The following is a 15,361-nucleotide window of genomic DNA, read 5'->3' on the forward strand; positions in this document are numbered from 1 at the left end:
CTAATCCTTACTTGGCCTGGTCATATTATCCTTGTTCTTATCAAAAACATAATCGATGATCTGTTGATGCCTCATTTTAGAACGCACGGCACTCCCTGCGGCCGGGGCCGCATAAAAACGTCTGGATGCCACCCTAAATTTATGGGCATCTTTAAAATGCATCATCATATGGCTCCATGCACCCATATTCCTAGGTTCTTCCTGTGCCCAAACAATATCCTTGGCATTTTTATATTTTGCAATGAGTTCGTTCATTTGCTTTTCCGGCAAGGGAAACAATTGCTCTATCCGTACCAAGGCCACATCATCTCGATCTAACTCTTCTTTGACCGCCAATAAATCATAATAGAATTTACCGGTACAGAAAACCAGGCTCTTTATCTTTTCAGCATCGGCAGCAGTATCATCCAGGACTTCCTTAAAACTTCCATTGGCAAAATCTTCAACGGATGAAACGGCCTTTGGATGCCTCAACAGGCTTTTTGGTGTAAAGATAACAAGAGGTTTTCTGAACTTTACTTTCATTTGTCGCCTCATAATATGGAACATCTGTGCCGGGGTGGTCACATCTGCAATGTACATATTATCCCTGGCGCATAATTGCAGGTAACGTTCCATTCGTGCAGAGGAGTGTTCCGCTCCCTGACCTTCATAGCCATGGGGCAGCAACATCACCAGTCCGTTTTGGAGTTTCCATTTATCCTCGGCAGCAGAAATATATTGATCCAACATTATCTGCGCCCCGTTACTGAAATCCCCGAACTGCGCCTCCCATATGGTCAATGTATTCGGGCTGGCCATAGCATATCCATAATCAAACCCGACGACCCCATATTCGGACAAGAGCGAATTGTATATTTGGAATTTTCCTTGTTCATCGGAGATATGGTTCAACAACAATACTTCTTCTTCACTCTCCTCTACTTTCATTACGGCATGACGGTGGGAAAACGTACCTCTTTCCACATCTTGTCCAGACATACGCACACCAAAGCCTTCTTGTAAAAGTGTTCCATAGGCCAATAACTCGCCCATGGCCCAATCCAAAGCGTCTCGCTCAAAGAACATTTTATAACGATCGTTGATGAGCCGCTCCACCTTCCTTAAAAACTTTTTACCTTCCGGCAATTGGGTAATTACCTTGGCAATATCCGTAAGTTTGGCCCTGTCGTAACTGGTATCTACGGCCTCCATCATCTCCCATTCGCGCACATTCTCAAAGCCCTTCCATTCATCGGCCATAAAAGGGGTAATTATAGTCTTATCCTCTTTTCTGGAATCTTCCAACTTTTCTTCCAAAGAGGCCTTATATTGTTTTTCCAGTTCCTTTACATATCCTTCGTCGATAACGCCTTCCTTTAAAAGCCGTTCGGCATATATATCCCTTGGGTTTTTGTGTTTTGCAATGGCCTTATATAATTTAGGTTGGGTAAACCTGGGCTCATCACCTTCATTATGACCATATTTTCGATACCCCAAAAGGTCGATAAAAACATCCCTGGAAAAACGCATACGGTATTCCAGAGCAAAAAGTGAAGCATGTACAACAGCCTCCGCATCATCTGCGTTTACATGCAAAACGGGACTTAGGGTGACTTTTCCGACATCGGTACAATACGTGGACGATCGGGCATCCAAATAGTTGGTGGTGAACCCTATTTGGTTATTTACCACAATATGAATGGTACCTCCTGCCCTATACCCATCCAACTGTGCCATTTGTATTACTTCATAAACAAGCCCCTGGCCCGCAATTGCGGCATCGCCATGTACGACTATAGGCAGTACTTTGGAAAAATCATCGGCATAATTGGCATCTTGTTTTGCGCGGGCGATTCCTCCCACTACGGCTCCGACCGTTTCTAGATGGGAAGGGTTGGGCGCAATATTCATTTTTATCTTATTGCCGTTATCGGACATGCGATCGGATGTCCACCCTAAATGGTATTTTACATCGCCGTCAAAAATCTCCTGTTCATAATCCTTGCCATCAAACTCGCTAAAAATATCCTTGGCGGATTTCCCGAAAATATTGGTCAAAACATTCAAACGTCCCCTATGGGCCATTCCCATAACAAATTGTTCTACCCCCATTTCGGCGGCACGTTCCACAATAGCGTCAAGTCCGGGAATCAAAGATTCATTGCCCTCCAACGAAAATCTTTTTTGCCCTACGTATTTGGTATGCAAAAACCCTTCAAAGGATACAGCCTGATTCAGTTTTTTAAGAATATGTTTTTTCTGCTGTGGATCAAAGCTGGGGTGATTGTCATTTACATTGATCCAATCCTGGATCCATTTCACACGTTCGGGCTTGCGGATGTACATATACTCTACACCAATAGCATCACAGTAAATCCTTTTTAAATGCCGAACTATTTCCTTGAGTGCACTCGGTCCGATACCGATAATGTCCCCGGCATTAAAAACGGTTTCCATATCCGATCGTTCCAGACCAAAGTTTTCTATTTCCAAGGTGGGACTGTACTTTCGTCTTTCCCGGACCGGATTGGTTTCGGTAAAAAGATGGCCACGGCCTCTATAACCGTCTATTAGGCGAATAACCTGAAACTCTTTTTGAAGGGATTCCGGAAGCTCCGTCTTGCTATCGTTCACCAAAGAGGCAATACGTTCTCCCTTATCAAAACCTAATTCATCCAAGGAACTTTCAACTCCAAAATCAAAACCTTGAAAAAAAGCCCTCCAACTGGGCTCTATACTATCCGGACTCGCTAAATACCTGTCATACATCTCCGAAAAAAAAGAGGTATGGGCTGTATTCAAAAAGGAATATTTATCCATATATCACTTCCTGTATCTTTTTAGAATAAATTTCATCAAAAATACGACATTTACGATACCTAACGGAACATACCGAGGTATTATTGAAAATAGGTGATCATTAAAACAAAATCCTTAGAATACCATTAAAAAAATTATTCATCCGTTATTTCCCATATTTATTTCTTGTATTTTTCCCTATATCGGATTTTTTGGAATTCCCTTTTCAAAATCAGAAAAGTTACTTGCCCCGAAACTTCAACAGCATCCGTAACCTGAATACCTTTGAAGGAACGTTCCGGTATATCGATTATGTAAAGCAAGTTTAAATATTCCGAAAAGCGCTCCATTATCAATACGTAAATCTTTTCCTGGATGATATTCCCCAATAGATTTGGTTTAATATTCTCGGGTAAGTCGATATAAATATTCGCCAAGGAAAAGTCCTTACGAAGCTGGGAAACCAATGGATCATAAAGGGAATTCTCCACGACATATTGAAGCAATTGGGAACTGTTTATAAAATTTGAAGTCACAAGCCTTTAAATTACCTAAGCTTTTATTTTAATTTTTGTAAATCCTACCTTCTTTCATCAAACGGATAAGGGGAAATATATGTATAATATTTCCCCTTATTGAACTCGTTTAAACTTTTTATCTGATTTAATCCCGTATCTTTTGTTCCCAAACCCAAGCGGATTCCATGGCTTCATCCAAGGGGTATTCCGCTTTCCATCCCAACTCCTCATTGGCCTTAGTAGTATCCGCATAGGCCGATGTTATATCCCCCGGTCTTCTGTCAACGACCTTATAGTTTAATTTTTTACCGGATACCCGCTCAAAGCTCTGTATGACCTCTAGTACGGAACTCCCCTTACCGGTACCTACATTGAATACTTCATAGTTCTGGGGGTTCTTGCCGTCTAATAGACGTTCCAATGCCACCACATGCGCCTTTGCTAGATCCACCACATAAATATAATCCCTAATACAGGTTCCGTCCGGTGTAGGGTAATCATCTCCAAAAACGGACAGTTGTTCCCGCAGTCCAATACCGGTCTGGGTAATAAACGGCACTAAATTCTGAGGTACGCCTATGGGGAGTTCCCCGATTTCTCCACTTGGGTGGGCACCCATGGGATTAAAATATCGCAATGCTATGGCATTGAGGTTTGGGGCTATCTTACAGGTATCCCTAATAATTTCCTCGCCCATTTGCTTGGTATTCCCATAGGGGGATTCCGCTTCTTTTACCGGGGCATCTTCTGTAATTGGCATTTTGTCCGCCTGTCCGTATACCGTACAGGACGAGCTAAAAATAAAGCTGGCCTTATTCTTCTTACAAAGCTCCTTAAGGATATAGACCAAGGTTCCAATATTGTTCTCATAATACAACAAAGGCTTCTCCACACTTTCTCCCACAGCTTTTGAAGCGGCAAAATGAATGACTCCAACTACATCGGCATATCTTTTAAAAAAGTCCTCTACCTTATTTTTTTCCTTTAAATCCAATTTTTCAAAAAGTGGTCGTTTTCCGGTTATGGCCGTTATACCGTCCAAAACATCTTCCTGAGCGTTGGAGCAATCATCTATAATCACCACTTCAAAGCCCCTATTTTGTAGCTCGACCACCGTATGGGAACCTATAAAACCTAAACCTCCCGTTACCAATATTTTCATTTCTTATTTTGTTTTTTTATGAAATTCCATATAGAGATTGACTACCCATTAACAAAATCAATAACCGTAGTCGTAATATAATCGATTTGCTCATCATCCAATTCCGTATGCATGGGAAGTGAAATAACCTCTTGAACCAATTGATTGGTTATAGGAAAATCCTCTTCTTTATAACGTGCATCCAAATAGGCCTTCTGCCTGTGCAAAGGAATGGGGTAATAAACCCCGCAGGGAATATTTTTTTCCTGTAAATGCTTTACTAGGGCATCTCTTTTTCCATTGGTGATCCGTAATGTGTATTGATGAAAAACGTGGCAATCACATGTATCACATATGCCCTTACATCCATTTACGGTTACCGGTACGATTATATGGGCCTGACCTTGAAAAGCACCGGAGTATTTTTTTGCGGCCGTTCTTCTGGCATCGCAATAAGCATCCAGTTTAGGTAGTTTCGCCCTCAATACCGCTGCCTGAATGGAATCCAATCTTGAGTTTACGCCCACCACATCATGATGGTAACGCTCGTACATACCGTGGTTTACCATACCTCTAATGATATGGGCCAAATCACTATCATTTGTAAAAATGGCACCGCCATCCCCATAACAACCCAAATTTTTGGACGGAAAAAAGGAAGTAGCCCCAACATGCCCTAGGCTCCCGGCCATATATTTCTGTCCGTCTTTGGATGAATAAGTAGCACCGATCGCTTGGGCATTGTCCTCGATCACATATAAATCATGTGCCTTTGCCAACGCCATAATGGCATCCATGTCCGCACATTGACCAAATAAATGCACCGGAACAATGGCTTTTGTTCTTGGGGTTATGGCCTTTTTAATGGCCTCGATGTCTATGTTGAAAGTCTCCTTGTCCACATCCACCAAAACAGGGGTCAATTGCAACAGGGCAATTACCTCTACCGTAGCGGCGAAAGTAAAATCTGCCGTTATAACTTCATCCCCAGGTTTTAAACCCAGGCCCATCATCGCAATCTGGAGGGCATCCGTTCCATTGGCACATGGTATTACGTGTTTCACCCCTAAATATGCTTCCAATTCTTTTTGAAAAGCGTGGACCTCGGGGCCGTTTATAAATGCAGATGTCTCAAGAATCTCCGCAATGGAAGCATTTACCTGCCCCTTTATTTCTTGGTATTGACCATTGAGGTCTACCATTTGGATCTTTTTCATTATCAAGGATTACCTAATGCATGGCAAAAATACGAAACCATGGTCAATAGGTTTCTAGAAAGAAATGTAATTTAGCTGCAAATCCGTTGGTTTGTCCGTTCTATATAATTTTCTTGTTTCCGTTTCCTGGTTTTTCATCCGTTCGATTTCTTTTGCGAATCCCAAATTGGGCTTGTTCGTTACTGGAAGGCAACGTACTTACGGGATATTGGAACGCACGATAACCAAATCCGATAAGGTAATCTGGGTACATGCCGCATCATTGGGAGAATATGAACAGGGACTCCCCATTATGGAACGACTCAAAAAAGAATATCCTTCCCACAAATTATTACTGACCTTTTTTTCCCCTTCGGGATACGAAGTAAAAAAAGATACCACTGTCGCGGATGTTGTTGCGTACCTGCCATTGGACACTAAAAAAAGAGTTGGGAAATTCTTAGGTCTGGCACATCCGGAATTGGCCATATTCGTTAAATATGAAATTTGGCCCAATTACTTGAACGCTTTGAACGATAGAAATGTACCCACACTTTTAATTTCTTCGCTATTCAAGGAACATCAGGTCTATTTTAAACCTTATGGCGGTTTTATGCGAAAGGCTCTTTCAAAGTTCAGTTATTTTTATGTTCAGGACGAAAATTCAAAGCGTTTGCTAAATTCCATAGCGTTAACGAACGTTACCGTGGCGGGCGATACCCGATTGGACAGGGTATCGGAGATTTTGGACAGGGACAATTCCCTGAGTTTTATGGAAAATTTCAAACAGGACAAGCTTTGTTTTATTGCAGGAAGCACATGGCCCGAAGATGAAAAAGTGATGATCGATTTTATCAACAATTCCGACAGGAATTTAAAATTTGTCATAGCGCCCCACAACATTAAAAAAGAACATAGCAACACCTTAAAAGCTTCGCTTGAAAAACCGACCTTGCTATATTCCCATTTAGCGGATAACAATGTGCAAGATTTTGATGTCCTCCTTATCGATACTGTTGGCCTACTCACCAAGATTTACAGTTATGGTGACATAGCCTATGTAGGAGGCGCATTTGCCACGGGGCTTCACAATACCCTGGAGCCTGCCGTCTTCGGGATGCCCGTCATCATCGGGCCCAATTATTCGGGGTTTATTGAAGCCGAGAAACTTGTAGAGCTAGGGGGTGTTTTACCTGTTCAGAACGAAAAAGAGTTTTCCAACACGATGAACAATTTACTGAACAATACACCATTACTGCAAAAGACAGGGGGTATCAACGTTAATTATATTCTAAACAACAAAGGGGCCAGCATCCAGATCATGGATCACATCCGTACATTATTATAACCATAGTTTATGTACGATAATGAAATGGCCTCAAGCCTTTATACTTTCTCTGATCATTGTTTTCGGTTTTTCGTGTCGGGAGGTTATTGTCAAGTCCAAAAAATCCCAACCCAAGAACGATGGGAAGCCAGGGAAAGAACAACAATTTAACAAACCCACCACCCGGGACACTATTCTTACAAAACCAAAAAAACCTTTAAAGCGTTCCAAAAAAAATAAGCCTTTGGATACCTTGCGGCCAAGGGTCGCCCTTTTTAAGGAAACCCATCTGGAGCAAACCGAAAAAACCACTTCGAACATTGATTCATTTTTCAACAATTACTTTTCTTGATCATAGCGGATCTGACAAATTATTTGATGGATTATTTTTAGACTTTAATCGATTTACTTGCCTATTTTACAACACTTTAGTTCAGAATCCATATCTTAGGGGAAACAACACTATGATTATGGAACAGGAATTAAATTCGGGCACAAAAATGCTCAACGGATTTCTTAAATTAATGATTGCCTGCCTAATCGGCATTTTGGTCGCTATTCCCCTTGCTTTAATTTTAGACTTGATCGGAATTTTTTAATTCGACAGCATCGTTAAATTAAACGGGTTCATATACTATAAGACACTCTTTCTATGGGTGTTTTTTTATGTTTTGAATACGGTATAAGGGCATTGATCTTAAATCGATATTCTACCAAATTCATCGATAAAATACACTTTATAAGCACTTTAAACCACAAAAAGCAGTGTAAATACCACGCCCCTGCAAGGCTTTACAACATTTTTTTAAAGTTGTACCCGAACAACCTTTAACTTAATGGGAAATAACTTTTAAAGTAGGTATTTTATGAACCATTTATCTTTTAAGACCGGGGTAGATTCTTATCTATCCGTACTCATTATCGCAATGAACGCCTTTTTGGCCGTAGTTGCCGTTGGAACTTTACTTGCCCTTGTAGGTATTATTTAACCCCTAAATCAGTGCATATACGTAAAAAATTACCTTAAAAACTGACCCCTCGAATTCGAGGGGTCTTTGTTTTTATCACCTGTTGAAAAACAAAGCTATCCAGTACACGTGATTTTCTTCATTTTAGGTGAAAGATTGCATCGATTTGGGTACTACATTAATTAGCTGACGTAACTTATTCCACTTCTAGCACCTCTTTAGGCGGTAATTCCGGAAATTTGGCATGTGGTTCGGTTTGATACCAAAATGCAACGGATGACATATCATCTTCCAGCGGTAAATAATTGCCGTCATCGTCCCAACCCAAACACTGAATCTGAATCTTAAAATCTGACCTAAATCGGATAGGGTCATAAATGTGCCATCGGTATTGTCCAAACCTGCCAACAAACCCACCTTTGTGTTCCGCTTCATAAAACCCGGAATAGGGTGTATTGTAATCTACGTATTCAAAATTCTTCCAACCCTCGTCAAAAAACTTTTTATAGGCATATGAGCCAAGGAAATAGTCTTCTTCCCCGGTTCCGTTAATGGTCGGATATTCCGTATCCCCATCAATGAACATCTGTACTTCACCTTCTCCCCACCAACGTTTACTATGTGTTCCCCTTGAAAGAAAGGTGCCGATATACTGGCCCCGACCCTTAATATTGTCCACGATCACATATTCTTTCTTAAAAGGCACTTTTTTTACCCTGCGGAACTGTGCATGAAAATAGGCGGCGTCTTTAGGCACTCCCGTAACGGTGTAATCCACCTGATAATATAGCGTGGTTTGGGTATCGGACAAGTTGACCATGGTAATCTTGCATTGCTTGCGAAAGGGCATCTGCCAAAAACTATTAAAACCGTTCAGAGGGTTTACACAAACGGCCAAGGAATTAATATTGGTTTGGTTCTTACTCCCCCAAGCATTGCAGAAAAAGTCACCTACGGGAACTTCTACCGAGGGTTCCTCTTCACCATCCCAAAAAATACGGATTATTCTTAAACGGTCATTTTGATTTCTGCCCGGTGTCATCCAAATATGGTTTATAATACCCGAACCGTTAATATCCGCCAGCACTTTTTCCTCTCCCGGTTCTATAAAAACATATGGGTTGGCCTTCCAACCATGTTTGTTCGCTGCTCGTTTGGCGTTCCCTTTTTCAGCGCTGATACGCCCCCCTTGTCCTTTTTCTCCGGTCAGGTTTTCCGGACTAACGGAACGGGTCTGCGCATCGCTCATAAGGAATAGATTATTCATCCCAGGTACCAATACGGATGACGGGGCGTTTTCTTCTACAGATGCCGTTTTACCCTCTTGTTCACATCCCAAATGACAAGCAAACATTAAACCGATAACCACAAACTTAATTTTTCTCATATGACTTATTTTCTTGTTTTTATTGAACTCACCCGATACCTTTATATAAGAATATCCTATATCCCTTCTTCGGCATCACTCTCCAATCCATAAATATACCATTCAAATTTCTTAATTCGATCCGATATGGGCCATATTTTTTTACGCATAAATATTTATAACATCTTATGCGGTCGTCTCCAATTCAATAATTGCTTAATTGTGTATTGTATACTGACAAGGAAGAATTTTGCCGACACTTAACAAAGCGTACCTGAATACATCATTATGCCTAAACAGGGGTACTAATTCTATAAAATCTAATGCATAACACGGGCTATTATTATTTTTTTTGAAAACAAGAGGTTCCCATTTTTTTTCACTACCAATATATAAAGGCCGTCACTTGGCGCACAGAGATTAAAATCCATTCTCTTTTCTTTATTCATCTCTGTTTCACGTTCACAAACGATTTTACCACCGAGGTCGATCAGCTGTAATTGTAACTTTCCTTCAATTGTATTGTTGGGGATAATTTTGAGAATTTGATCATAACCTACAGGATTTGGGTAAACTTTTGCATTAAAATTTACATTTGTACCGTCTTGACTACCCGTAAAATATATTTTGGCACGTTCAAAGGCGGAAACACCAATTTTATGCCCTATCAATCGTCCGGGGATATCATCGATCGGAGGATGGATTCCTCCCCATATTCTGGACAAACTACATTGATCTGAAGCATCTTGATATGTTGCCCATTGTAAAGTTATATCCGTACTCGGCCCATCTTCAAAAACCAAAAATTCATTTTTCTTGGTATCAAAAGTTCCCATTCCTCCGGGAAAAAATTCACTTCCCGTCAACAGAGTCAATACCTCTGCCGCTGCTCTTGAGAACGTGGAATGGCCCGAAACATAACCGGCAAAGGGAGGGGTTACAAAAGAGGGCCTTTGATAGGGTACCCAATCCTTTGCCAAAATCCAATCTACCCCGGCTACATCAACATTGGGATTATCTATGAAATGTGTACCCTGCCAAGCAAAAATTTTAATTTCCCCAACATGTTCCCCATTTTCACCTGCCAATAAATCCCCTTCTTCAACAATCTCTATATATCCTGAAATTAAAGGAAGCCCGTTTGGATCATAATTATCCAATGCCTCGTTCGTACTCTGCCCCTTATCCGCCATATGGCGTATGGCCGAAATGGGCCGTATATAATCATAATATCCTTTGATGCCCCAGGCCGAAATTGCCGCATCGTGCATAGCACCTCCAAGAGCTAGGTAAGACTTGACATCCCATTCCAGATTACCCAAAATTTCGCCCTCGCCAGAGATTTTTTTTATAGTCAGCGGATGGTCGCTCACATAGTTCAAGATACTGAACCAATGTCCCGGCGGAGTTTCCGAATCGGGCCCGTCCGCCCAAAACTCGGCCAAAATTCTGGCAAAATCCCCTCTAGGAACTATCTGTGGAGTATACGGACTTTGGGTGATCGGGTTTATAGGATGACCTTTACCTATATCCCCTCCTTCCATAAAATTATAGAAGGCCTTATATTCCTGGAACGTTTTAGGAAAATCCGAAATATCTATATTTCCCATCGCCGATGGTGATATATCCACCATTATTTCATCTTTAGCATCTAAATGGGACGACCAAACGGCTACCATTGCAAAACCCCATTTGTAAGGGTCTTCCAATCCAGGTTTTTCAGCTGTTATTTCTACCGGACTCCCGGGATCGTCATATATCCAATAATCAAAACCGTCCTTACTATTTATGGAGGCATCTTCTTTATTTAAGGCAAATGGAACGACCTGGCCCCATTCCGGGCTCAAAAACCCCGGAGTGTCATCTCCTATGACATTTCCGCTTTGATCTATAAATATGCTCAATGTTAAAGGTTGCCATTTATTAGGGTATGTCAGATTAGGGTTTCCCGATTCATCCACGACCAATGGCATATTCGATGGAGTGTAAAAATTATTCCGATAGTCATTAATTTCATTGGAACCATCTTGATGACCAAATAATATTATCTGTTGGGCCAAATAATTCCCCAAAGCCGCAGGGGAACCATTTTGATAGTCCATGGCTTCATAGGATACATCATAACCAAGGGCAACCATTAGGTCGTTATAATCCTGATGAAGTTCCGCAAATCCGGGAGAATTTTCAAACCTGTGGGACAATAGCCTAAAACATGCATAGCTCATGGCTTCTTCCTGAGCCAAAGTTATATTTTGTGGTGATGGAACGGCATCAAAAACAGATGTAAAGTCCCCTATAGTATTTCCAAGAAAAAAAGTTTGGGCATTCCGATTGTATACCGCCCATGCATCGTACATGGCAATTGATGTATGAAACAAATTTCGGGCATGTACCGTAGGACGGGCATAGTCTTTTCTTATAGATTCCAATAATAGTTCATTCCATTTTCTGGCAACGGAATATTTAGATGTATCCGGATTATCGGGTTCGTCTACCGTATCACCACAATCATCGGATTCATTAATAACCAACCTGGTTATTACAATTTCATCCATTCCCCCTGAAACCTGGGAAACATCTGTATATATACCTGCTTCATTCCTTTCCGCCCCTTCAAGAAAAATAGTTTCCCCCCGGCACAGTTCCACATAATTTGATGTTTGAAGATGAATACGCCCTTCTTCTATAATCTTATAGGTCCTGTTTACTTTAAGGTTGGTAAAAACCTCTTTTCTATTTCCAGGCCAGCTTATGACCAATTCATCAATGGTCTCTATATCTCCAAGTCCAAAATGTACCACATTGCTATGTGAAGACAAATAACTACTGCCGCCCGTGAGTTCTTTTACAAAACTCCGTCCGTTGGCAGATACTACAACATTGCTTCCATATGCACTTTTATTCGAGGTAGTACCTTCCAATATTATCCGAACCCAATTATTTTCAAAATCACCCTCATTAATATATAATAATGCTTTACCATCATTGGCCTGGTCCACTTTAATATTCGCAACTGAAAAATCGATTTTACCGTCATTATTGAAGTCGCCATAGGCCATTCCCCTAGCCCTATTTTCTTCGGCCATTCCTTCGGCAATAGATCTATCCAAAAAATTCCCTGTTGTCCGGTCATATTGAAAGAGTTTATTTCCCTGTGGATTGTTTTGGGGCAATATGGTGCCCTTGGCGACAAACAAATCCAAATAACTATCGTTATCAATATCTATAAAAGCAGTACCCCAACTAAATCCGGTACCATCGTTTACATTCTTGATATGGGACACATTATCAAAATCAAAACCATCTTGTTTTTCAAAAAGAAAATTCTCCCCAATATTGGTGATATAATAATCAAAGTCACCATCCTCGTCATAATCACCACATGCTATTCCCATGCTATTAATTTGAATATCGATTCCAACAGATGATGCTATTTCCTGATAGGTATTCTGGGGGTAATTGTTCAGCAATAATTTATTGCCCTGATAAAAATCACCAAAATCGTTCAGTAAAAACAAATCTGAATCGCCGTCCTGATCTATATCCGAAAAAGATGCTACCAATGTACAGCCGACTTCTTCATTCGTTAAAAGATCGTTTATCAGTGTAAATTTGCCATTCCCATTATTTTGATAAAAAAAATCTTTTTGTGGTGCGATGATGTTTTGTTCAAATGGCAATGCGCTATAACTCACATAATTTCCAACATAAACATCCAAATCACCATCTAAGTCATAATCGCCCATGGTAGCGGTACTACTCCAGTTCTTATGGGTAATCCCAGCTGAAATAGATATATCTTGAAAGAATGTCCCGTTATTATTTTTCAACAAATAACAACGTTCATTTTCTGCCGTGGTCACCAATAGGTCAAGATACCCATCATTATCTATATCTCCCGTTACGGCACCCATGGTCTTTGCTCCAAATAAAGCTGTTGTTATACCCATTTCAGAAGAAACATCCTTAAAATACTCTCCGCCTATATTCTCATATAATCTATCTTCATTTAATCCCCCGGTAAAAAAAAGGTCTTCAAATCCGTCACCATTAAAATCAAAAACGACCACACCCCCGCCCATGGCATTGGGATCATAGGAATAATGGTCTATACCCATATCAAAAGCCATTTCCTTATAAATCTGGGAAGAAACCATCACCGGAAACAAAAAAAGCAAATAGAAGATCTTAAATATACTTTTCACTTGTATTAATTTTATGTACGATAAAAGAGGGAGACTTATACTTCCTCCCTCTTTTGAAAAAAACCAAACTCAAAATTTATCATTTAAAACCCCTAATAATATCAATAACCGGGGTTTTGCTCCAACTGCGTTGGAAATTTATCGATTTCACTTTGGGGTATGGGCAATAAGTTATTGCTGGCCGGAAACGTTTGCTGTCTCCCCAAAACATCAAAAGGGGTGTACGTAAGCTGCAAAGGGTCAAATATTTGGGCGACATCATCTTTGGAAGGAGCCCCTGGCCTGCGCTCAACGCGCATCCCCTTTGGTTGGTAACCATTCAATACCTCTTCTGCAATGCCCCATCGAATCAAGTCAAAATAACGGTGATTCTCAAATACCAATTCGATTCTTCTTTCCTGACGAATAGCTTCTTGCATCTCATCTTTTGATAGTCCTGGAGCAAGGTCGGGAAGTGCGGCCCTTCTACGAATACGATTAACGGCGTCATAAACTTTGGCCGAAGGACCGTTGACTTCATTCTCAGCTTCGGCATAAATTAACAAAACTTCTGCAAATCGAATGTTTTGATATGAAAGATCACTGCGTTCAGGTCCAAAACCATCACTGGGATCGGCAAATTTCTTTACCAGATATCCTGTAATAGAGGCAAGTCCGTTTTTTGCCGGACCAGGCCCTTCAATAAAAGCGCCCGTCGTATTCCATTCCATGTCTATAAAAGGTTCCCCTTGGCTGGGTGCAATTCCTTCCAACCCTTCAGATCCATGGTAAAAAATGTTTACATAAAAACGGGGATCTCTGCCATCATATGGAAAATCGGGGTCATAGCCCGAAGCAGGGTTTTCAATATCCAACCCATTTTCCACCATTTGGAAATCGTCCACCAACTCTTGTACCGGACATGTTTGCCCTCCGTTACCCGATCTCCAACGTAAAGGCCAGTTGCCCCTACCAAATTGATGCCATCGAATCTCATTATCGAATAGCTTTTCAAGAATGGTCTCTGGGTTTCCTCCATGCGATAAATATAGTTCCCTTAAATTGCTTTCTGCTTCATCGGCCGTCGCGGGATTTGCACCAAAAAGATCCAATCCGTCATTATCACCACCGGTAATCAACCTGTCGGCGGCTGCGGCTGCGGCAGAAAATTGTCCCGCATACAGTAATGTCCTAGCGTTCAACGCTATGGCTGCTTGCTTGGTGATACTACCCGAAGGTGACTCGGATAGATCGGGCAACATATCGGTAATGGCCTCCAGTTCAGCACTGATATAGGCATAGCTTTCTGCCTGTGATGATCTTGGAATAAATAATTCATCAGAATCTTCGGTCAGTTCCTGCGCCTCTTTTACCAAGGGTACACCACCATATCGCCTTACCAAATCAAAATAAAAAATGGCTCTCATAAAACGGGCCTGATTCGCAATACCTGCCTTAAATTCTTCATCCAATGGCGAGGTTTCCAATCCCTTTATAATATCATTGGCCACTCTTATATTACTATAGGAACTATTCCAATTACCAAAACCTGCTGTGTTCGAAGGGCTTAAAGACCCCGCAATAATAACATTGTTCGCCGGAATCCATCCACTTTTAGCACGGGCCTCATCACAAATACTTGCCAACATATAATTGTTGCCGTATCCTGCCGATCCCCCATTATACTGACCACTAGGCAACCTGCCCAACAGGTTGTTCAAATTGGCCTGTACCAATGCTTTATCAGTGAACACTAAATCGGAATTTATACTGTCCAATGGAACTTTATTCAGAAAATCATCGCTACACGCCGTAAAGAGCATACTTAGGCACGCCACGATAAATGCTTTTTTTATCAATAATTTCTTTATCATGATTTT

10 protein-coding genes are annotated in these 15,361 nt (G+C 41.0%); 3 read left to right on the plus strand and 7 right to left on the minus strand.

Annotation, left to right across the window (positions count from 1 at the left end; all coding sequences use genetic code 11):
• The 4 genes from ACKWB9_RS07425 to ACKWB9_RS07440 form a co-directional block, all read right to left on the minus strand.
• A complete protein-coding gene (locus ACKWB9_RS07425; RefSeq protein ID WP_414002376.1) occupies positions 1-2,802 on the minus strand; it encodes a 2-oxoglutarate dehydrogenase E1 component in 2,802 nt (933 codons plus the stop codon).
• 158 nt (positions 2,803-2,960) lie between these two features.
• Positions 2,961-3,317, minus strand: coding sequence for a hypothetical protein (locus tag ACKWB9_RS07430; RefSeq protein WP_414002377.1), 357 nt, complete (start codon positions 3,315-3,317; stop codon positions 2,961-2,963).
• 127 nt (positions 3,318-3,444) lie between these two features.
• On the minus strand, positions 3,445-4,461 hold the full coding sequence (galE, locus tag ACKWB9_RS07435) for a UDP-glucose 4-epimerase GalE (RefSeq protein WP_414002378.1): 1,017 nt from the start codon (positions 4,459-4,461) through the stop codon (positions 3,445-3,447).
• Positions 4,462-4,502: 41 nt separating this feature from the next.
• On the minus strand, positions 4,503-5,657 hold the full coding sequence (locus ACKWB9_RS07440) for a DegT/DnrJ/EryC1/StrS family aminotransferase (RefSeq protein WP_414002379.1): 1,155 nt from the start codon (positions 5,655-5,657) through the stop codon (positions 4,503-4,505).
• 91 nt (positions 5,658-5,748) lie between these two features.
• Between ACKWB9_RS07440 and ACKWB9_RS07445 the strand changes: the two genes are divergently transcribed.
• The 3 genes from ACKWB9_RS07445 to ACKWB9_RS07455 all read left to right on the plus strand — a co-directional run bounded on the left by ACKWB9_RS07445 (position 5,749) and on the right by ACKWB9_RS07455 (position 7,952).
• Entirely contained in the window at positions 5,749-6,984 is a 1,236-nt protein-coding gene (locus tag ACKWB9_RS07445) for a 3-deoxy-D-manno-octulosonic acid transferase (RefSeq protein WP_414002380.1), read from the plus strand.
• A gap of 19 nt (positions 6,985-7,003) precedes the next feature.
• Positions 7,004-7,315, plus strand: a complete 312-nt coding sequence (locus ACKWB9_RS07450; RefSeq protein WP_414002381.1) for a hypothetical protein — start codon at positions 7,004-7,006, stop codon at positions 7,313-7,315.
• 514 nt (positions 7,316-7,829) lie between these two features.
• A complete protein-coding gene (locus tag ACKWB9_RS07455; RefSeq protein WP_414002382.1) occupies positions 7,830-7,952 on the plus strand; it encodes a hypothetical protein in 123 nt (40 codons plus the stop codon).
• Positions 7,953-8,127: 175 nt separating this feature from the next.
• Here ACKWB9_RS07455 and ACKWB9_RS07460 read toward each other — a convergent pair whose 3' ends face one another.
• The 3 genes from ACKWB9_RS07460 to ACKWB9_RS07470 all read right to left on the minus strand — a co-directional run bounded on the left by ACKWB9_RS07460 (position 8,128) and on the right by ACKWB9_RS07470 (position 15,355).
• Positions 8,128-9,318: a glycoside hydrolase family 172 protein gene (locus tag ACKWB9_RS07460; RefSeq protein WP_414002383.1), complete on the minus strand. Its 1,191-nt coding sequence runs from the start codon at positions 9,316-9,318 to the stop codon at positions 8,128-8,130.
• Positions 9,319-9,617: 299 nt separating this feature from the next.
• Entirely contained in the window at positions 9,618-13,502 is a 3,885-nt protein-coding gene (locus ACKWB9_RS07465; protein ID WP_414002384.1) for an FG-GAP-like repeat-containing protein, read from the minus strand.
• Between the two features lie 101 nt (positions 13,503-13,603).
• A complete protein-coding gene (locus ACKWB9_RS07470) occupies positions 13,604-15,355 on the minus strand; it encodes a RagB/SusD family nutrient uptake outer membrane protein (protein ID WP_414002385.1) in 1,752 nt (583 codons plus the stop codon).
• Between the last annotated feature and the right edge of the window lie 6 nt (positions 15,356-15,361).

Source organism: Maribacter spongiae, from assembly GCF_047345125.1.
Taxonomy (GTDB): domain Bacteria; phylum Bacteroidota; class Bacteroidia; order Flavobacteriales; family Flavobacteriaceae; genus Maribacter.

Excerpts from the sequence above, each read along its gene's own strand:
- galE (WP_414002378.1), bottom strand. The coding sequence starts at position 4,461 with ATGAAAATATTGGTAACGGGAGGTTTAGGTTTTATAGGTTCCCATACG.
- ACKWB9_RS07440 (WP_414002379.1), bottom strand. The coding sequence starts at position 5,657 with ATGAAAAAGATCCAAATGGTAGACCTCAATGGTCAATACCAAGAAATA.
- ACKWB9_RS07425 (WP_414002376.1), bottom strand. The coding sequence starts at position 2,802 with ATGGATAAATATTCCTTTTTGAATACAGCCCATACCTCTTTTTTTTCG.
- ACKWB9_RS07460 (WP_414002383.1), bottom strand. The coding sequence starts at position 9,318 with ATGAGAAAAATTAAGTTTGTGGTTATCGGTTTAATGTTTGCTTGTCAT.
- ACKWB9_RS07455 (WP_414002382.1), top strand. The coding sequence starts at position 7,830 with ATGAACCATTTATCTTTTAAGACCGGGGTAGATTCTTATCTATCCGTA.
- ACKWB9_RS07450 (WP_414002381.1), top strand. The coding sequence starts at position 7,004 with ATGAAATGGCCTCAAGCCTTTATACTTTCTCTGATCATTGTTTTCGGT.
- ACKWB9_RS07470 (WP_414002385.1), bottom strand. The coding sequence starts at position 15,355 with ATGATAAAGAAATTATTGATAAAAAAAGCATTTATCGTGGCGTGCCTA.